The sequence below is a fragment of the Stenotrophomonas sp. YJH_SMC_16 genome (genome assembly GCF_059367875.1).
In genome coordinates this window covers 179,684-199,944 of sequence record NZ_JCAFRH010000001.1, presented here as the reverse complement: position 1 = coordinate 199,944, position 20,261 = coordinate 179,684, and the positions used below count along the sequence as shown (strand labels likewise).

Annotated in this window: 13 protein-coding genes; 12 read left to right on the top strand and 1 reads right to left on the bottom strand. The window is 65.4% G+C overall.

Annotated elements, in window-relative coordinates; genetic code table 11:
- Nucleotides 1-3: 3 nt before the first annotated feature.
- The 12 genes from recG (at nt 4) to AC5P6E_RS00790 (ending at nt 19,274) form a co-directional block, all read left to right on the top strand.
- Nucleotides 4-2,115, top strand: coding sequence for an ATP-dependent DNA helicase RecG (gene recG, locus AC5P6E_RS00845; protein ID WP_019338766.1), 2,112 nt, complete (start codon nt 4-6; stop codon nt 2,113-2,115).
- A 479-nt stretch (nt 2,116-2,594) separates the two neighbouring features.
- Complete coding sequence (locus AC5P6E_RS00840; protein WP_019338764.1) at nt 2,595-3,533, top strand: nucleoside hydrolase; 939 nt, start codon at nt 2,595-2,597, stop codon at nt 3,531-3,533.
- A gap of 88 nt (nt 3,534-3,621) precedes the next feature.
- Nucleotides 3,622-3,864: a type B 50S ribosomal protein L31 gene (locus AC5P6E_RS00835; RefSeq protein ID WP_010484049.1), complete on the top strand. Its 243-nt coding sequence runs from the start codon at nt 3,622-3,624 to the stop codon at nt 3,862-3,864.
- A 296-nt stretch (nt 3,865-4,160) separates the two neighbouring features.
- Entirely contained in the window at nt 4,161-5,438 is a 1,278-nt protein-coding gene (locus AC5P6E_RS00830; protein WP_019338763.1) for a citrate synthase, read from the top strand.
- A 293-nt stretch (nt 5,439-5,731) separates the two neighbouring features.
- The gene (locus AC5P6E_RS00825; protein ID WP_191863576.1) at nt 5,732-6,796 is read left to right on the top strand and encodes a hypothetical protein; all 1,065 of its coding nucleotides are present in this window, start codon (nt 5,732-5,734) and stop codon (nt 6,794-6,796) included.
- Between the two features lie 438 nt (nt 6,797-7,234).
- The gene (locus tag AC5P6E_RS00820) at nt 7,235-7,600 is read left to right on the top strand and encodes a NirD/YgiW/YdeI family stress tolerance protein (protein ID WP_029550882.1); all 366 of its coding nucleotides are present in this window, start codon (nt 7,235-7,237) and stop codon (nt 7,598-7,600) included.
- A 340-nt stretch (nt 7,601-7,940) separates the two neighbouring features.
- Nucleotides 7,941-8,447: a CS1 type fimbrial major subunit gene (locus tag AC5P6E_RS00815; RefSeq protein ID WP_019338759.1), complete on the top strand. Its 507-nt coding sequence runs from the start codon at nt 7,941-7,943 to the stop codon at nt 8,445-8,447.
- A 51-nt stretch (nt 8,448-8,498) separates the two neighbouring features.
- Nucleotides 8,499-11,222: a TcfC E-set like domain-containing protein gene (locus AC5P6E_RS00810; RefSeq protein WP_483698172.1), complete on the top strand. Its 2,724-nt coding sequence runs from the start codon at nt 8,499-8,501 to the stop codon at nt 11,220-11,222.
- The gene (locus AC5P6E_RS00805; protein ID WP_019338757.1) at nt 11,219-12,349 is read left to right on the top strand and encodes a CblD like pilus biogenesis initiator family protein; all 1,131 of its coding nucleotides are present in this window, start codon (nt 11,219-11,221) and stop codon (nt 12,347-12,349) included. The genes AC5P6E_RS00810 and AC5P6E_RS00805 overlap by 4 nt, the downstream gene beginning before the upstream one ends.
- Before the next feature lie 17 nt (nt 12,350-12,366).
- On the top strand, nt 12,367-13,074 hold the full coding sequence (locus AC5P6E_RS00800) for a giant cable pilus chaperone protein (protein ID WP_019338756.1): 708 nt from the start codon (nt 12,367-12,369) through the stop codon (nt 13,072-13,074).
- A gap of 62 nt (nt 13,075-13,136) precedes the next feature.
- Nucleotides 13,137-18,461, top strand: coding sequence for an ESPR-type extended signal peptide-containing protein (locus tag AC5P6E_RS00795; protein WP_329835459.1), 5,325 nt, complete (start codon nt 13,137-13,139; stop codon nt 18,459-18,461).
- A gap of 69 nt (nt 18,462-18,530) precedes the next feature.
- On the top strand, nt 18,531-19,274 hold the full coding sequence (locus AC5P6E_RS00790) for a hypothetical protein (RefSeq protein WP_241874204.1): 744 nt from the start codon (nt 18,531-18,533) through the stop codon (nt 19,272-19,274).
- Nucleotides 19,275-19,450: 176 nt separating this feature from the next.
- Here the strand turns inward: AC5P6E_RS00790 and AC5P6E_RS00785 are convergent, their stop codons facing one another.
- Nucleotides 19,451-20,095, bottom strand: a complete 645-nt coding sequence (locus AC5P6E_RS00785) for a hypothetical protein (RefSeq protein ID WP_010484059.1) — start codon at nt 20,093-20,095, stop codon at nt 19,451-19,453.
- Nucleotides 20,096-20,261 lie beyond the last annotated feature (166 nt).

Sequence of the window (20,261 nt, the reverse complement as noted above, 5' to 3'; positions counted from 1 at the left end):
CACGTGGCACGCAAGGCGGCGGTCACCCCGGTCCTGTCACCGTCCGGCGAAGCATCCCTGGCGATGCTCGCGGGCGTCGGTCCGGCCGTGGCCGCCAAACTGCAGGCGCGTGGCCTGGCCACCCTGCAGGATCTCTGGCTTCATCTGCCGCTGCGCTATGAAGACCGGACCCGGCTGACCCGCATCGAAGACCTGCGTAACGGCGTGCCGGCGCAGGTGGAAGGGCGCGTGGTCGCGGTCGAGCGCGGCATGCGCTACCGGCCGATGCTGAAAGTGGCAGTGGAAGACGAAGGGCGGGGCACCCTGGTGCTGCGCTTCTTCCACTTCCGCCAGCAGCAGGTCGGCCAGTTCGCGGTCGGCAACCGGCTGCGCTGCTTCGGCACGCCCAAACCGGGCCAGCTCGGCCTGGAAATCGTCCACCCCAGCTACCAGGTCCTGGGCCGCAACGACGATCCCGAACTCGGTGACCGCCTCGACCCGGTGTATCCCACCGTCGAAGGCGTCGGCCCGATGACCATGCGCAAGCTGATCGGCCAGGCGCTGGACCGCCTGCCCGAGGAAGGCACGCTGGAACTGCTGCCCAGCGGCTGGCTCGATGGCCTCGGCCTGCCGTCGCTGCGCAGCGCGCTGCTGACCGTGCACCGGCCGCCGCCGGATGCCGATCTGGCCGCGCTGGCCGCAGGCACGCACCCGGCGCAGCGCCGCCTGGCGATGGAAGAACTGCTGGCCCATCACCTCAGCCTGCGTCGCCAGCGCATCGCGCTGCAGGCGCACCATGCGCCGCCGCTGGCCGGCCCCGGCAAGCTGGCCAAGGCGCTGCTGAAGCAGCTGCCGTTCGCCCTGACCGGCGCACAGGCGCGCGTGTTCAAGCAGATCCGCGAGGACCTCGCGCGCCCCAGCCCGATGCTGCGGCTGGTGCAGGGCGATGTCGGCTCCGGCAAGACCGTGGTCGCCGCGCTGGCGGCGATGCTGGCGGTGGAGCAGGGCAAACAGGTTGCGCTGGCAGCACCGACTGAGCTGCTGGCCGAACAACATCTCAACAATCTGCGCGGCTGGCTGGAACCGCTCGGCGTGCGCATCGCCTGGCTGGCCGGCAAGGTCACCGGCAAGGCGCGCGCCAAGGTGATGGAGCAGGTCGCCAGCGGCGAAGCGCAGGTGGTGGTGGGTACCCACGCGCTGATGCAGGAGGCGGTGGTGTTCCAGGACCTGGCCCTGGCCATCGTCGACGAGCAGCATCGCTTCGGCGTGCACCAGCGGCTGGCGCTGCGTGACAAGGGCGCAGGCGGCAACAGCGTGCCGCACCAGCTGGTGATGACCGCAACACCGATTCCGCGCACGCTGGCGATGTCCGAATACGCCGACCTGGATGTCTCGGCCATCGACGAACTGCCGCCGGGCCGCACCCCGGTGCAGACCGTCGCATTGAACAACGATCGTCGCCCGGAGCTGATCGAGCGCATCGCCCTGGCCTGCCAGGAAGGGCGGCAGGTGTACTGGGTGTGCACGCTCATCGAGGAAAGCGAAGAGCTGGATGCCACGCCCGCGCAGGCCACCTACGAATCGCTGCAGGCGCTGTTGCCCGGCGTACGCGTGGGGCTGGTGCATGGCCGCCTGAAAGCCGCCGAGAAGCTGGCGACGATGGTCGCGTTCAAGGCCGGCGACATCGATCTGCTGGTGGCGACCACGGTGATTGAAGTGGGCGTGGATGTGCCGAACGCCTCGCTGATGGTGATCGAGAACGCCGAGCGCCTCGGCCTGGCCCAGCTGCACCAGCTGCGCGGCCGCGTCGGTCGTGGTTCGGCGGTATCGCGCTGCGTGCTGCTGTACCAGGCGCCGCTTTCGCAGATGGCACGCGAGCGCCTGCAGACCATGCGCGAAACCAACGATGGTTTCGTCATTGCCGAAAAGGATCTGGAGCTGCGCGGCCCCGGCGAACTGCTCGGCACCCGCCAGACCGGCCTGGCCGGTTTCCGCATCGCCGACCTGGCCCGCGATGCCGGCCTGCTGCCCGGCGTGCACGACCTGGCCGAGCGCCTGCTGGCCCAGCAACCCACGCTGGCCGACCGCGTGGTGCAGCGCTGGATCGGCACCGCCGTGCGTTACGCCTCGGCGTAAGGCACGGGCTCTGACCCCATTCCCGGCATGCCCATCCACGCATGGCGTGGATCTACTGTAGAGCCGAGCCTACGCTCGGCTGCCGTTCGCGCTGCGCGCGTGAGTCGAGCATGGCTCGACTCTACAGAGAGCCTTTCGATCATTTCCATCTTCATCCACGCATCGCGTGGATGTGTCGACCAAGGTCGACACCCACTAACAGCTGCGGAGAACTGTCGAAGGCGGGGTGGGTCCGGTTGCGGGGGCGTGAGCCGCATGGATGCGGCGACCGAGCTTACATGGACGTACTTGCAGCGTCCCCCGCCACCGGACCCACCCCGCCATACCCCAGGAAACCAGCTTTCGACGTTGCTGTTGCCGTTGCCGTTGCTCCTGCCTCTGCAGGTGCAGGGCGCAGCCCTGCCAGAACCCCAACACCCCGTACTTGCAACGGTCATCAACCCGGTCCACACTTCGTTGCCGATCTGAAGACGGCAACGATGACCCACAAGATCCCGCTGTTGATCGACACCGACCCCGGTGTGGACGACGCCCTGGCCCTGCTGATGGCCTTCGCCGATGAACGGCACGACGTGGTCGCCCTGACCATCGCCGCCGGCAATGTCGGCCTCGAGTACACCGTCCGCAACGCCCTCAAGCTCTGCGACATCGTCGGCCGCGCCGACGTGCCGGTGTTTGCCGGCAGCCCGGATCCGCTGCTGCATCCCTCCGTTGACGCTGCCCACGTGCATGGCCGTGACGGCTACGGCGACGTGGACCTGCCGCCGCCGAGCCGCCAGGCCGAAGCCGAGCACGCCGCGCTGGCCATCCTGCGCCTGTCGCACCAGTACGCCGGCGAACTGATGCTGGTGATGCTCGGCCCGCTGACCAACCTGGCCCTGGCACTGAAGCTGGACCCGACCCTGCCACAGCGCATCAAGCGCATCGTGGTGATGGGCGGCGCGGTCACCTGCCACGGCAACATCACCCCGGCGGCCGAATTCAACATCGCCTTCGACCCGGAAGCGGCGCACGTGGTGTTCACTTCGTTCAAGCACCTGCTGGTGTCGGACTGGGAGGCTACCGTCGCCCACGGCCTGCCGCTGCAGGACGCCGAGAAGTGGCTGCAGGCCGATTCCGATCGCGCCCGTTTCTACGAGCTGATCTCGCGCAAGACCCGTGGCCTGTCCGAAGACAGCAAGGGCGGCCGCTGGTACACCGCCGATGCGGTGGCCATGGCCTGGGCGCTGAACCCGGAAGGGCAGTTGCAGGTGGAATCGCGTCCGCTGAACGTGGAACTGAACGGTACGTTCAGCCGCGGTGCCACCATCGTCGACTGGAACCGCCAGACCGGCCAGCCGGACAACTGCGATCTGCTGATGGCCTACGACCAGCAGCGTTTCGAGGCCCTGGTGCGCCAGGCCCTGGGCGCGGACTGAAGCCGATTGACCCGCACCGGTTGCCCCGAGCGGCAACCGGTGCTTATAATGCCGCTCTTGACCACCAGCCCATTTACGGTGTGAGCCCATGAAGGCCGATATCCATCCGAACTACCGCGACGTCGTCTTCCATGACGTCACCTCCGATTTCAAGATCCTGACCCGCTCGACCATGGCGACGAAGGAAACCATCAAGTGGGAAGACGGCAACGACTACCCGCTGGTGAAGGTTGAAATTTCCTCGGCTTCGCACCCGTTCTACACGGGCAAGCACAAGGTCATCGACACCTCGGGCCGTATCGACAAGTTCCAGAAGCGCTACGCGCGCTGATCTGTCGATCCAGCTTCGAACCGACGGCCGCGCTCTGCGCGGCCGTTTGTTTTTCCCCAACGCCAACCCAACGGGCGTTTGGATGGACGGAACACTGCGTTCGTGTGACAACGCTTTTGCCGATCCGGGCCGCTCAACGGCCGGCGTCTGGCCGCCTGTCGTATACGACTTCTGTCTAGCGCCGGGCAAATGCTGCTGTGCGATAATGACCTGATCCCCGGCACAGGCCGAGGACGTCATTCACGTGCCTGACCAATGCGCTTGGGCAGGCGCCTTCCCATGAAGGAGCGCACACAGTGTCCGATCTTGATCAGGTCACGCTCAACGCCGGCGATAAGTCGGTCGTTCTGCCCGTCATCAAACCCACCCTTGGCAACGACTGCGTCGACATCGCGAAGCTGACCAAGGAAACGGGGTATTTCACCTACGATTCCGGCTTCACCGCGACGGCCAGCTGCAAGTCCGCCATCACCTACATCGATGGCGACAAGGGCGTGCTGCTGTACCGCGGCTACCCGATCGAACAGCTGTCGGAAAAGTCGAGCTACGTCGAAGTGGCCTACCTGCTGATCAACGGCGAGCGCCCGAGCGCCGAGCAGCTGAAGGCCTTCACCGATGAGCTGGCTGCCGAAGCCAACGTCGACGATTCGATCAACACCCTGATCGGCAGCTTCGCCAAGGATGCCCATCCGATGGCGATCCTGACCGCTGCAATCGCGCAGCTGTCGGGCATCTATCACGCCTCGCTGGACCTGTCCGACGCCGAACAGCGCCGCCAGGCCGCCGTGCGCCTGATCGCCAAGGTGCCGACCCTGTCGGCGCTGATCTACCGCCACGGCAAGGGCCTGCCGGCCAACAAGCCGGACACCTCGCTGGACTATGTCAGCCGCTTCCTGAAGCAGACCTTCGAGTCGGCTGACGGCCAGTACGATCTGAACCCGGACGTGGTCAAGGCGCTGGACCTGCTGTTCATCCTGCACGCCGACCACGAGCAGAACGCCTCGACCTCGACCGTGCGCCTGGTCGGTTCGACCGGTGCCAACCCGTACGCGTCGGTCGCCGCTGGCGTCACCGCGCTGTGGGGTCCGGCCCACGGCGGTGCCAACGAAGCCGTGCTGAAGATGCTGGAAGAGATCGGCACTGCCGACAACGTCGAGTCCGCCGTGGTCAAGGCCAAGGACAAGACCTCCGGCTTCCGCCTGATGGGCTTCGGCCACCGCGTCTACAAGAACTTCGACCCGCGCGCCAAGGTCATCGGCGAGATGACCAGCAAGGTGCTCAAGCAGCTGGGCGTGCAGGATCCGCTGCTGGACGTGGCCGTGAAGCTGGAACAGGCCGCGCTGCAGGACGAGTACTTCGTCGCCCGCAAGCTGTACCCGAACGTCGATTTCTACAGCGGCATCATCTACAAGGCGCTGCAGATCCCGACCGAGATGTTCACCGTCATGTTCGCCCTGGGCCGTACCTCCGGCTGGGTGTCGCATTGGCTGGAACAGCAGGTTGATCCGGAAATGAAGATCGGCCGTCCGCGCCAGGTCTACACCGGCAGCGACGTGCGCGACTACCAGGGCTGATCGCCCGCGTAGGTTGTGCTGAGAACGCCCCGCATCCGCGGGGCGTTTTTTTTTTGCGCGGACCTGGTAGGTGCGGACCGTTGGTCCGCACGATTTCGGCGCCCGCGAAAAACCATCCACGCATGGCGTGGATCTACCACCGCATCCGCCTTCGGTAGGTGCCAACCTTGGTTGGCACGCGCTTCACCGCGCCAAGACCGCGTGATTCAAGGGTCTCGCCAGCTTCACGACCGCTCGCGCAGCCTCAGGACGCCAGCTGCATCCGCAGCACCTGAAATGGAGCGTCCATCCCGATGAGTACCCGATTCGACCCACCCGAGCGCGGCCCGCTTGGTCCCGACGTCGCCACTGTCGTCACCGCCCCCATCGTCGCCCCTCCCAGAGAAAGCGCCGTTTCCTGGGGCGCGATCTTCGCAGGTGCCGCCGCTGCCGCCGCACTCTCCCTCATCCTGCTCATCCTCGGTGTCGGCCTTGGCCTCTCCTCGGTGTCGCCGTGGTCGTTCGAAGGCGTCAGCAAGGAAACCTTCGGCTGGTCCAGCATCGCCTGGCTCACCTTCACCGCACTGGCCGCATCGGGTCTGGGCGGCTATTTGGCCGGCCGCCTGCGCACCAAATGGACGCAGATCCATGGCGATGAAACCTATTTCCGCGATACCGCGCACGGCTTCGTGTCGTGGGCCGTGGCCACGCTGCTGACTGCGGGCCTGCTGACCTCGGCCATCGGCGGCGTGCTCGGCACGGGCGCGAAGGTGGCGGGTGCCACTGCAGGCGCTGCCGCATCCACGGCCGGCGTTGCGGCCGCAGGTGCCGGTAGCGCCGTCGCGGCCGCACCGGAAGGCGACCTCAACTATTGGGTGGATTCCCTGTTCCGCAATGCCACCAACGCCGGTGCTGCCGATCCCACGGCACCGCCACCGCCGGGCGCGCCGTCGGATCCGAACGCGGCTCCGCCGCCGGCACCGAATGCGGGCCCGCGCGAGGCCGGCATGGCGCCGCCGCGCCCGATGCCGGGCCGTGCACCGGCCGGCGACCGTCGCGAACTGCGCGCCGAAGTGAACCGCATCATCGTCAACAGCCTGCAGGGCGATGGCCTCGACCCGGCCGACACCCAGTACCTGTCGCAGCTCATCGCGCGCGAAACCGGCATGAGCCAGGCCGAAGCGCAGGCCCGTGTGACCGATGTGCAGACGCGCATGCGTGCCGCGCTGGAGAAAGCCAAGACCACCGCCAAGCAGGCGGCCGACGATGCCCGCAAGGCCGCAGCGTATGCCGCGCTGTGGCTGTTCATCACCCTGCTGATTGGCGCGTTCTTCGCCAGCCTCAGCGCCACCTGGGGCGGCCGCCGCCGCGACCTGTAACCCGCATTCCATGCAAGGAGACCTGCCATGAAAATGATTCTGCTCTGGCTGTTGGGCGTGCCGATTCCGCTGCTGATCCTGTACGCAATCTTCTTCTGAGATTGCATCGTTGAGTGGGACCCGTCAGGCCGCCGTAAGGCGGCCTGATGCCATCCCGTCGTGCGTGAGCATGTGTGCAGCGTCGAGCCCTGCTCGACTCTACAAAAGCAAGCCTCGGTAGCTGAACTACGACTCCGCGCACCGGCTCGGCGAACACCCCAGCGCACGCCGGAACGCCGCAGAAAATGCGCTCGGAATTGATCCTGAAAGACGCGTCGGGTCCACGATGAATGGTTTCTGACATGGGATGTCGTTTTCACATCTTTTCGGAGTTATTGCATGGGCGTCACAGTCGAGGCGAAGGAAGCTGAGGGCACTTATCCCTGCATGGAGAACACCATGAACCGACGACTCACCCTTGCGCTCATCGCCACCACGTTGAGCCTGCTCAGCGCTGGGGCCTTTGCCCAGTACACCGGCCCGGGCGCCACCCATGCCGTCACCACGGTTGCCGAGGCGCGCGCCCAGCGTGACGACCAGCCGGTGGTGCTGCGGGGCACGCTGGTGGCCAGGATCGGCCACGAGCGCTACCGCTTCAAGGACGCCACCGGCGAGATCGATGTGGAAATCGACGACAAGGATCTGCCCAGCCACCAGGCCGTCAGCGCGACCACCGTGGTGGAGCTGCACGGTGAGGTGGATACGCACCGCTTCAAGCCCACCGACATCGACGTGGAGCACGTCGCCGTGGTGCCCGCGCGTTGAAGGTCGTTCGCGATTTCTACACGTAGCGTCGAGCCGTGCTCGACTCATGCGCACACGGTGCGCCTCAAGCGATAGTCGAGTATCACTCGACGCTACAAATGCAACGCAATGAGGTTTCTTGCATTCAAGTCGTGAGGAAATTTGCATAATCCTCAAACATTGAAAGCCCTCAAGAATTCTTCTTAACGTCCAGCTATTTAGGAATTGTTGCATGGCCTGCGTGCGGTAGGCCTACCTACCATTCTCTCGTCGCCCGTGACCACCTCCACGGGCGGCGCCTCCCTCCCTTTCTCCTTGGGGAGGGGGGCTTTCAAATTCCCCCTGTCCGAGAGAGACACACATGCACGCCATTCTGAAGAAGGCCACGCTCGCTGCAGCGCTGGCCACCGTTTCGCTGTCCGCCAACGCGTTCGACGCCGACATCAAGGTCTGGGCCAACGTCGACCCGACCCTGGCCCTGCTGAAGGCCGATGGCACCGCGCTGGACTCCGTCGTGAACCTGGTCCACAACCCGGTCAGCGGCCTGGTGCCCTGGACCCAGCAGGTGCGCATCTACTCCAACGACGAAGACAAGGACATCGAAGTGCGCGTCGGCAGCGCCCCGCAGCTGCTCAATACCGATGGCAGCGGCGCCCCGGTACCACTGACCGTCAGCCTCAACGGCAAGGCGCTGACCGTGGCCGCACAGGACTTCACCGCCTCCGACCTGTTCGACGGCGCGCTGCCGGGCGCATCGATCCCGATGCCGCTGCGCATTGCGCAGACCAACCAGGCGCCGATCACCAAGGGCGGTACCTACGAAGGCATCGTCACCATCGCCATGCAGCAGAAGACCACCAGCCCGTAAGGCGCCCGCGCCGGCCCGCATGCCGGGCCGGCCGCTTCCGGTAACACCCCCATGAAATCTCCCGCACCCGCCGTCACCCGGCTGGCGGTCGCGCTCGCCCTGTCGTTGGCCACGCCCCTGGTCGCGGCGCGAGGCGTTCCCGCCGGTTTCGAGGATCTGGTCGAAGGCCAGACCGAACAACTCGAGGTACGCCTGTTCGGCCGTTCAACCGGGCTGGTGCCGGTGCGCGTGACCCTGGAACACGTGCAGCTGGAAGCCCCGGCCGAGGCGCTGCAGGCATTGCAGCTGCCGGCCGAGGCACAGGTCGCGTTGTTGCCGGCGCTGTCGCAGCCGCTGCCGCGCAACAGCCATCTGGCCTGCCGTTATGGCGGCGCCAGCGCCGGTTGCGGTTACATCGATCCCCCCGAGGAGCCCACCGCCGTGCGCGCGCTGTATGACGAAGGCGAGGGCGCCGTGCGCCTGTTCGTCGCCCGCCAATGGATTCCCGGCGAACCGGCCGCCGAGCGCTACCACCAGGTCAGCGCCAATGCCGAAAATGCCTTCCTGCACCAGCACACGCTCAACGTCAGCGGCGGCCGCGGCTACCAGTCGCTGGCCGCGCAGGGCATGGGCGCGCTGGGCGTGTTGCAGCGCGGGCACCTGTCTGCCGATTGGACCTTCAGCCAGCAGCACTATCGCGGCGGCCACGCCAACCGCGACTTCCAGCTGGACAACGCCTATTACCGCCATGACCTGGGGCAGCAGCACTACCTGCAGGCCGGGCGCATGGACCGCCGCAACCTGAGCAGCCCGCAGGGCGGCACCTTCAGCTTCAGCATGCTGCCGATGGACCGCTTCCAGGGCCTGCGCCTGGGCACCACGCAGGCCTACGTGGATTCGGCGGCCGCCGTACAAGCCACGCCGCTCACCGTGCTGCTGGCACGCGATGCACGGGTGGATGCGTTCGATGGCGAGCGCCTGCTGCAGACCTTCTACCTGCAGGCCGGTATCAACCAGCTCGATACGCGCCGGTTTCCGCTGGGCAACTACACCGTCACCCTGCGCATCTACGAAGACGGCGTGCTGGTGCGCAGCGAGGACGCGCCGTTCGACAAGGGCGGCGACTGGACCGACAGCAGCGTGCAGTGGTTCATGCAGGGCGGCCGCCGTAACGAGCGCCGCAGCGACCGTTTCAACGACGAGCTGGCAGCGATGGCCGGCCTGCGCGTGCCGGTGTCGCGCAACGTGGCAGTGACGGCTGGTGTCGCCGACCTCGGCGGCTTCAGCTATGGCGAACTGCGGCTGGACCTGCGCCATGTGTTCGCCACCCAGGAGATCCGCGGCACTTTCAGCGGCATGCACGGCAGCGATGGCAGCCGTGGCCAGCAGCATCAGCTGTCCTATCGTCGCCGCGCCTCGTGGAATGTGTACCACCAGCGCATGCGCGGCCGTGCCTGCCAGTTCGAGGACGACGCACGCGACCGGCTCGGTTGTGCTGATTCGCTCAGCGCCTCGATGGCGCTGCCGGTGGCGGGCGGCAACGCCTACGTGGCCTATACCCGCCGCCAGACCTGGCGCGCAGGCACGCTGCAGCCGGGGTTGGGGGATGATCCGCTGGCCGGGCTCGACCCGCTGTTGCCGCCGTGGATGCCACAGCCCACGCGCGTGCCGCAGCTCAGCCGTACCTGGCAGGCCAGCTACAGCCGCAGCCAGCGCTGGGGCGAGTTCAGTGTCTCCAGCCGCATCGGCGTGTGGCAGCAGACCAGTGGCGGCGGCCTGCGCGATGGCCGCGACCGCGGCATCTATTTCAACTTCAGCCTTAACCGCCTGCAGCGCGGCGACCACGGCAGTTCGCAGCGTCGCTACGGCCTGGATGTGCGCCAGCCGCAGCACGCACGACCGGACGTCAACTACAGCGCCGGCCAGACCCTGCGCCAGGAATACGAAGACCAGTACCGCGAAGTGTCGGGCGAACTGCGCGGCAACAACAACGAACGCTACAGCGCCACGCTCAGCGGGCAGCTGCAGAACCGCATCGGCCAGACCGGCGCCACGGTATCGCGCTACCAGCACCAGGGTGGCAATGAAGTGGCGTACAGCGCTACGCACAGTTCCGGCCTGGCCATCGGCTCGCGCGGGCTGTACTGGGGCGCAGGCGTGGGCGCCGATGCCGGGCTGGCGGTGCAGGTGGACGGCACCGACGACCTGGACCTGACCGGCGTGGCCGCCGAACTGCAGGTAGGCGGCCTGCGCCGGCAGCGGCTGAAGCTGGGCGAGCGCCGCCTGCTGCCGGTGTCGGCCTACCAATCGCACCGCGCCGAAGTGCAGGACGCCAGCGCACTGGACAGCATCGCCGCTGTGCGTGTGAGCGGCGTCGGTGGCGCGCGCCCGCTGTTCCTGTCGCCCGGGCGGCTGGTGCGCATGCCGGTGCCGATTGAAGTGACCTACACCTTCATCGGCAACGCCCACGACATCGCCGGCGCACCGCTGCGCGGCGCCCGCATTCTCAACGCGCCGGTGCCCGGCACCGGCAGCAACGGAGGCTTCGTGGCCGACTTCCCACGACGCGAAAAGACCCTGTACCTGCTGCAGGACGACCGCCTGCTGCACTGCCCGCTGCAGGTGCGCGAGCGCCGCAGCGTGGTGATGCTGGTGGGCGCCGTGCAGTGCGAACCGCTGGCCGTGGCGCAGCTGCCCGCCGACATCCGCCATCAGGCACGGGTGACGCGACTGCTGCAGGAGCAGGCATTGATTGCCGCCACGCCGCAGACCGCGGCCGCAGGAGGTGCGCAGTGAGCCGCCGGGTGTGGTGGGTGATGGCGGTGCTGTGTGCGCTGGTGGTATTGGCGCCGAGGGCGATGGCGCAGCAGCCGCCGGAGACGCATCCGACGAGTGAGCATCGCGACATCGTGATGGGCTGGGATCGCTCTGCGATTCCGGGGGATATCGAGTTGTGGGCGCCGAGGACTGTGTTGGGCTATGAGCTGCCTGGGACGCTTGACTACGGGAGTCTCTATCTGACGTGCAACTCGAGCAGTGACGCCGCGACCGGAAGATGCCCGGTCAATGACACGCTGGAGAATGCGACAAACCTCAAGAGCGTTATCCCCCTTCGTTTCACCGAACAGCGAAGTGGAATGACCGAGGAGCTTGAAGTAACAGCCGATCTGCGTCGAGGTGACGCCACAGTTGACTGCAGCCTGGACTATTGGGACAGCTCGACTCGCTACATATGGTCTTCGACTTTCACGCCATGCTTCGGAAAGCCTGTAGGCACTGCTGTATCGATGGAGATACAGAGGCAGCAGCTTGAGAGATTGGTTGCAGGAAAATGGAAGGCCCAACTGGCTCTCTCGCTGCACACGCCCTCTCATTCGGGCATCGCAACGTACAAGTTCGATTTCGAACTTGCCATCACCGACTACAACGCGGTCTCCATCTACTTCCCGCTCTTCGATCAGGTCACTCCGCACGTTGGCCTGAACCTGCAGTACGACCCGATCGCACAGACCGTCGGCGGCCGAACTCAACTCGACATGTGCCTGTACGACGGACTGGGTTCGCAAAGCCAGTACCTGGGCGTCACCGTGCGCGATAGCGGGCCACGTCCTCCGGGGCCTTCCGGCTATTCGGTCTGGCATACCGACGGCGGCAGTGATGCCACGCAGCGCGTGGACTACACCGTCACCCTCGATCACAACGGCAGCGCCATACCCCTGCGCAACGGCGTGGAGCAGCTGCTGCATGGCATCGATACCGCAAAGCTGCGCCTGGTGCTGTTACCCGGCATGACACAGCCGGTGTTCTGCGTGCCCACGCCTTTGACGCTGGACACCCCACGTGTGCCGGTCAGCAGCAAACGCCCCGGCTATTACGACGGCGATCTCAAGGTGGAACTGCGCGTTCCCACTGTCACGCCCTGATTCCCATGGAGCCCCCGATGAAGCCTCTCATTCGCTGCCTGCTTCCCTTGTCGCTGCTGATGGCGATGCCTGCCCACGCCAATCTCACCGTGCACCCCATGCGCACATCGGTAGACGTGAAGAAGGGCGCGCAGATCCGCATCTATTCGCAGTCCACCCAGCCGCAGTACGTGCAGGCCTCGATCAAGCGCATCGTCAATCCCGCCGGCGCAGAGGAACACGAGGTCGAGGTCGAGCCCGGCGAAGCCGCCATCGCCATCACCCCCGGCAAGTTCGCGCTGGCCGGTGGCGGCAATCGCCTGATCCGGGTGATTCCGCTGCAGCCAGTCGAGAAGGAAACCGCCTACCGCGTGTACTTCGAAGGTGTGCGTGGCCCTGAAGGGATTGAACGCGCAGGCGAGGGTGAGCGTGCACAGGCCAACATCGGCGTCAGCCTGGTCTGGGGCGCGCTGGTCAATGTGCTGCCTGCGCAGGCAGCCATGGCGGTGCAGGTGGAAGGCAATCGCCTGCGCAACACCGGCACGGTGCGCGTGGGCATCACCAGCATCGCGGACTGCGATGGTGCGCGCTGCACCGCGCACGACGTGTCGCGAAGCCTGTATCCGGGCAGTGCACTGGAACTGCCTTTCCCCGTGCAGCCGGGACACACGCTGCAACTGCGCTACCGGCTGACCCGCGATGGTTATCGCGAGCACGTGCAGACCCTGGCGCCCAGCGCCGGTTGACTTCCCAGCCCCGCCAGCGGTGCTGGCGGGGTTCTTTCTGACACCTTTGTTAAGGAGATCCAATGAATCGTATCTATCGCCGTCTATGGAGTCGCGCCCGTCAGTGCTGGGTGGTGGCCAGCGAACTGGCGCCATCGCGCGGGAAAGCGTCTTCCACCGTTCGTGCAGGGGGTCTTGTGCTTCTTTCGTTGCTGGTGGTGCCGACTGCTGGCGCGCGCGAGGATGACGAAGATGACACAGCCTGGTGGGCACGACAGACAATGAGTGCCTTCGTCGCAACGGCTGGCGACAGTGGGCGCGCATTCGAGACCCGGGCAGTCAATCGTGGCGATGTGTACAGCAACACGTCGCGGGCCAACTGGAGTGTCATCGACGGCAAGGAGTCCATGGCACTTGGGTCGGAAGCACGTGCCAGCGGTGAACATAGTCTCGCGGCAGGTATCAGCAGCCGTGCCGCGGGTGCGAGAAGCGTGACACTTGGGAGTCTCTCGGAGGCATGGGGAGATAACAGCATTGCGCTCGGTCACTATGCGGTCACCGAGAACGGTGGATATGGCACTGCTGTAGGCACCTACAGTAGGGCCAACGGGATTGGAGCAACGGCGCTTGGGCAGAATGCCAAGGCTCAAACCGAAAACTCCATTGCCGTGGGAAGTGGTTCCATGACGAATCCCGGCGCAGGCATCTCCAAGATTGCCATCGGTGGTGATGCGTACGCGGGCAGTAGTGGCTGGACGGGTGCAATCGCACTGGGCGGGGAATCGCTCGCAGAGTACGACGGTGTGGCTGTTGGTTATGGTGCAAAGACATCGGCAAATGGCACTGTGGCACTTGGTCGTGGATCGCTTGCCACAGAGGCCAACACCGTTTCGGTCGGTAGCGCCAGCGTGAAAAGGCGGGTAGTCAATGTGGCCGATGCGCGGCTGAACTCGACCAGCAGTGATGCGGTCACTGGTAAGCAGCTGTATGCCACCAACTCCAACGTCACCAAGGCCCAGACGGCGGCCGATGGAGCGAAGACGACAGCCACGGCAGCACAATCCACCGCCAACACGGCCAACACCAACGCCAGCACAGCGCTGGCGAAGGCCAATGCGGTCAGCGGCCTGGTCAGCCAGGTATCAGCAAGTGGCAACGTAAGGCTGGGTGGTGAGAACACCGGCACCGTGCTGGATGTCCGTAACAAGTCCAATGCTGTTCGCAGCATCACCGGCTTGAAGGATGGGGCGCTTTCTACATCCAGCACTGAAGCCGTGACGGGTAAGCAGCTCAGTGCAACCAACGCCAATGTGGCGACTGCTCAGACGGCGGCCGACGCGGCGAAGACGACGGCCACGGCAGCGCAGTCCATGGCCACTACGGCCAATACCAATGCCAACACAGCGTTGGCCAAGGCCAATGCGGTCAGCAGCCTGGTCAGCCAAGTCTCGGCCAGTGGCAACGTGCGCCTTGGCGGCGAGAACACCGGCACCGTGCTGGATGTCCGCAACAAGTCCAATGCTGTTCGCACTATCACTGGCCTGAAGGATGGGGCGCTGAGCACGACCAGCACCGAGGCGGTGACGGGCAAGCAGCTCAATGCAACCAACGCCAATGTCAGCAAGGCGCAGGCAGCAGCCGACGCGACGGCTACACGGCTGAACGCCAGCGCAGTGGCCCTTGGCGCGGGAGCTGTCGCGGAGCAGGCCAGCTACGGCATCAGTACCGCGCTGGGCAACAACGCCAAAGCCTACAACGGCAAGAGCGTCGCCATGGGCGCAGACGCTCGCGCGACGGTGGATGACGCGGGTAACAAGATCAGTGGCAACGCGGGTGTGTCCATCGGTGCTGGAACCCGCAGTGGCAACGGTGCGGTGGCGCTTGGATTGGATGCCGTCGCAACGGGTGATCGAGGCGTTGCCGTCGGCCATGAGGCGTCTGGCAAAGGCACGCACGCCACCGCTCTGGGCTTCCAGAGCAACGCGTCGGCCAACCAGGCCACGGCGGTCGGGCGCGGGGCGGTTGCCAGCAGCCTGTATGCCTCGGCACTGGGTAATCAGGCGAGTGCTAAGGCACAGAGCGCGCTGGCGCTAGGTGATCGCGCCAATGCGGCACATGCAGGCGCGGTTGCGCTGGGTAATGGCTCAGCAACGACTGGGACCAATCAGGTCTCGGTGGGCAATGACTCGTTGAAGCGCAAAGTGGTCAACGTGGCGGATGCCGCCTTGAGTACGTCCAGCAGTGAAGCGGTGACCGGCAAGCAGCTGCATGCCACCAACACCAGCGTGGCTGCTGTGAAGGCGACCGCGGACGGTGCGCAGGCGCGCGTGGCGGTACTGGATGGCCTGGTGGGGCAGGTGTCGGCAAGTGGCAACGTGCGCTTGGGTGCAGACAACACCGGCACCGTCGTCGACGTGGCCAACAAGAGTGGCGCCAAGCGCAAACTGCAGAATCTGGCCAATGGCGTGCTCAGTGCGTCCAGCACGGATGCAGTGACCGGGCAGCAGCTCAATGCCACCAACAGCGAAGTGACCAGCGTGCGCACGGCGGCAACCGCGGCGAAGACGGCGGCCGACGCCGCCCGTGGCGTGGCCGATGGCGCTGTGCAGAAGGCTGATGCCTTGGGCGGACTGGTGGGGCAGGTATCTGCGAGCGGCAACGTTCGCTTGGGTGCAGAGAACACTGGGACCATCGTGGATGTCGCAAACAAGAGCGGTGGCAAGCGGCGTATCTACAACATCGCCAACGGCACGCTGAGCGTGGGCAGCACGGATGCGGTGACTGGGCAGCAGCTGTTTGCAACCAACGCCTTGGTGGAGACGCAGCGACAGGCCCTGGCCGGGCATGCGCAGCAGCTGACGGATCAAGACGGGCGTATCGCTGACAACCGGGTCGAGCTGGATGCGCTGCGTGCGGACTTCGATAACTTCGATCCGGATCTGGATGGCGTGGTTAAGTTCAGTGCTGATCGTCGCTTGGTGGATATGGAAGGTGCGCGCGTATCGGGCGTGGCGGCGGGTGATATCAGTTCTGCGACCAGTACGGATGCCGTGAATGGAGGGCAGTTGTTTGCGACCAACGCAAGGTTGGAGGAGCTCGCTGAAGCTGGAGAGCTTGTTTCAGTCGGCAGTGGTGGACCGGGCGTTGAGGCGGTCACAGGCTTGGTTGCAGTAGCAGTCGGTGATTCGACAAGGGCCGAAGGCGAGGGGGCAGTGGCACTCGGTAGTTTCGCCGTAGCAGAGGGTAAGAACTCCGTCGCGCTCGGGAGGGCTGCCAGTGTCGCGGCTAACGCTGAAGATGGTTTCGCCCTGGGAGTAAGGGCATCGGTTGAGTCGGCAAAGGGTGTTGCAATCGGCGCCGGAAGTTCGGTTGCGGAAGGTGCATTCAACAGTGTCGCGATTGGTGCTGGCTCTATCGCGAATGACGTGTTAACGGTCTCCTTTGGAGAGGGCGCATTGAAGCGCCGGCTTGTAAATGTTGCCCGGGGTATGAGTGAGAGTGACGCATCGACAATTGGTCAGTTGAGTGACGCCCTAGCTGCGCTTGGAGGCGGCGCTGGCATTGGCCCAGGAGGCGATATTGTTGCTCCTGTCTATGGTGTGCAAGGCGGAGTGCAGAACAATGTCGGAGATGCCTTGGCTACGCTTGATGGTGCAGTCGTCAGGTCAGACAGTCGCGTAGATGGCCTCGAAGGTCAGCTGCGTGCGACGTTCCAACAATCACCCTCGACCCGGGTGGATGGAGTTGGTCAGCTGAATCTGGCAGGTGCGCAAGGCATGGTTCTGTCGAATCTGGCCGATGGGCGTATTGCTGCAGGTAGCCGTGATGCAGTTACGGGTAGTCAGCTGTACGCAGCCAAGCAGGAAATCGCTAGGAATGGGGATGAAATCGAGCGTATGAAGAGCATTTCAGAAGGAGGTGTGAAGCATGCCCTCCAGGAAGTACTTGATCTGCGCGGTGGACCGATCGATTTCGCTGGATCGCGATTGACTGGGATTGATTCGGGTGACATCTCATCTGCCTTCAGTACTGATGCAGTTAACGGTGGTCAGCTTTATGCGACCAATGATCGAATCGCGAGCGTGGAATCGACTCATCGATTCTTTAAGATCGGTCGGGATGATCTGAGTGAGGACGCCAAGGCTGGATCGTTTGGTGTTGCGATTGGTGAATCCGCGCAGGCGACACCGCAGGATGGAAACGAGGGTGGAACAGCCCTTGGCGCTTATGCGATTGCTTGGGGCAAGAATTCGGTTGCGCTGGGTAGAGGTGCCTTGGTTGAGGAGGGGGCAGAAGGTGCATTCGCTCTCGGTGCTGGGTCACGTGCAGCAGGGGCTGATAGCGTGGCGCTAGGCTTAGTTAGCAGAACAGAAGTCGGTGCGGTCAGGTCTGTCGCTATTGGCATGGGTGCGATCGCCACGGAAGCTGACACGGCGTCCTTCGGAAACAGCCGATACCAGCGCCGCCTCGTCAACGTAGCCAACGGCCGCAACGCCAACGACGCAGCCACCATCGGCCAGCTCCGCGGCGCCCTGTCCACCCTTGGTGGCAACATCGACGCCAACGGCAATGTCACCACCCCCGGCTTCACCGTTCAGGGGCAGCACCAGAGCACCGTCAACGACGCACTCACCACCTTGGACTCCGCCGTAGTCAGCACAGGCTCCCGCATGGACCGCGTTGAAACCCAGCTCCGCTCGGTCTTCCAGGAAGCGCCGTCCACCCGCAGCGACGGCTCCGCCCAGCTCACCTTGGCCGGCGCCAACGGCATGGTCATCTCCAACGTGGCCAACGGCCTGATTGCCGCCGGCAGCCGCGAAGCGGTCAACGGTGGCCAGCTGCATGCCGTGCAGCAGCAGCTCAATGGCCGCATGGATGGCCTGGAGCAGCGCGTCGACGGCCAGCCGCAGTCGCGTGCGTTGGCTACGGCTTCGGCCGCACCCACCGAACAGGTCACGCCAACGCCGGAAGCCGGCGATTCGCCGCAGGTGGCTTCGGCAGGCGAGGGCACGTCGCCCACGCCGCAGCCGAAGTCGAAGAAGGACGACACGCCGTCGCCCACGCCACAGGTCGATACCGCTGAACTGGAGAAGATGCTGGCCCGCGCCAACGAGTACACCGATGGCGCCATCAGCAACTTCGAACGCCGCCTGGACAAGATGGACAAGCGCTTCAACCGCATGGCCGCGATGAGCAGTGCGCAGACGGCCATGGCCATGAACACCGCCGGCCTGGCCACCTACAACCGTCTCGGCGCGGGCGTGGGCTATGCCGAAGGCGAATCGGCCATGGCGGTGGGCTACCAGCGCGTGCTCAACGAAAAGGGCTCAGCCACCTTCAGCCTCAATGGTGCGTTCACCAACAGCGGTGAACGCAGCATGGGCGTGGGTGTGGGCATCGGCTGGTAAGCGATGGAGCCCCGGCGTGACGCGCGTAATCCACCCCGTCGCGCCGGGGTCCTGGCCAAGGAGATGGCAATGTACAGATGGGTAAGCGGCTTCATCAGCTATCGCACGTTCTATATCTGGCGGGCGCGCTATCGGTACTACACACGGAACCTGGATCTGTGGACGCTGATGAGCGGTCTGTGCATCGTCGGTCTACTGCTGGTCCTGTGGTACATGTGGCAGATGCTGGGCGTGCCGCCGCCGCGCATACATCCGGATACAGCGGCGCTGCGCATCGAGGGCGTCACCCACGAGGCGATCCATCGCATCGTGCTGGTGCGCCACGCTGGCAGCACGCGGGGGGCCGAGTTCACCACGCCGGAGGACGTGCGGGCGAGTACGCTTCGCACGATGCGGGTACGGCAGGTGATGGACAGCGAAGTGGTGTGGCGGCTGAAGGCCGACATGCTGGCGGACATCGCTGACTACATCAACGTCACAGGCGGGTGCTTTCCCTACGACTGCCGGCAGATTCGGGATCGGTTGGATCCCGTGCGCAAGGCCGCTGTGGAGAATGCGCAGATCAACGCCTCACTGGCGACGATCCTGGACGTGCCGCTGGACCAGATGCCGCTCTTGAAGGGCGGCGAGCGTGAGCGGGTGAAGAGTGGGTGGTCGGATACGTTCAACGACGTCTACTTTCAGGCCGGCTTGCTGCGGGACCTGCAGGCCATGCATGCGCATATGATGCGGGAGTATCCACAGCGGGCCCCCGCGCCCTGGTTGCCGCGGTTGCTCAGCGACCCGCTGCGCGATACCCGTTTCGTCTGGTAGCGGGAGCATGATGGGCGGCATCTGCCAGAGCAGGTAGCGCAGCTTTTGTAGAGTCGAGCCGCGCTCGACTGCTCTACGGTCGGCAATCGGTTGCCTGAAGCACGGTGCGGACCAACGGTCCGCACCTACCACTGGCAGGTACCGCTGCGCTCGCCGGCCATGGGCCGGCGCTACCGTCATCCGCCGATGTACGCGGTGATCTCCGCCTCGGCCAGCACCTGCCGCAACTGCGCGACAGACGCGCGCCGCATCGGCTTCTCATCCACCGGCGACAGCGGTGCTTGGCGCAGGGCGTCGTACGGCAGTACGGCCAGGTCGAAGGTCAGTTCCTCGGCACTGAACACCCACACCGGTACATCCAGGCAGCGTTCGCGGTCCATGCGCAGGCGGCGCGTCCGTGATTCGGCGGGGATGCCGTGCTCGTCCAGGAAGCGATGCACGGCCTCCGGGTCGTCGCTGTGCAGGTGCAGCTGCACGGGGCTGTTGGCGTCGGCGGTGCCGTCCAGCACCGGGCCAGCCAGACGTGGGGAGAAGCCGTGCAGGAACTCCAGCGCACGCATCGCGGCCTCGCGGCGGCGTTGCAGTTCGTTGCCGTGCTGGGGCCCGGAGAACAGCCGCTGGTACTCGCGCAGGGCGTCTTCGATCTCGGTATTGCGGGGCAGGGAGGCATCGTCGTGGATGCCGAGCCGGCTGGCGGCCTTCAGCTTGGCCTGGTGGTAGTCGCGGATGCCGCCTTCGGCCATCAGGCGGGCGGCTTCGTGGGCGAGGCGGTGGCGCCGCTCGCGGGTCTGGCTGGCAGCATGCTGACGGGCGCGGTGCATGCGATGACTCCCTGTTGCGACCTGGGTACAGAGTAGCGCAGGGATGTGACATCTGCGTGGGTATGGCGCGGCGATGCCAACCAACGGTTGGCAGCTACCACGGCAAACGGGTGCCGTTGATCCTGTAGAGCCGAGCCCATGCTCGGCTGCTCTACCGCGGGCCCCC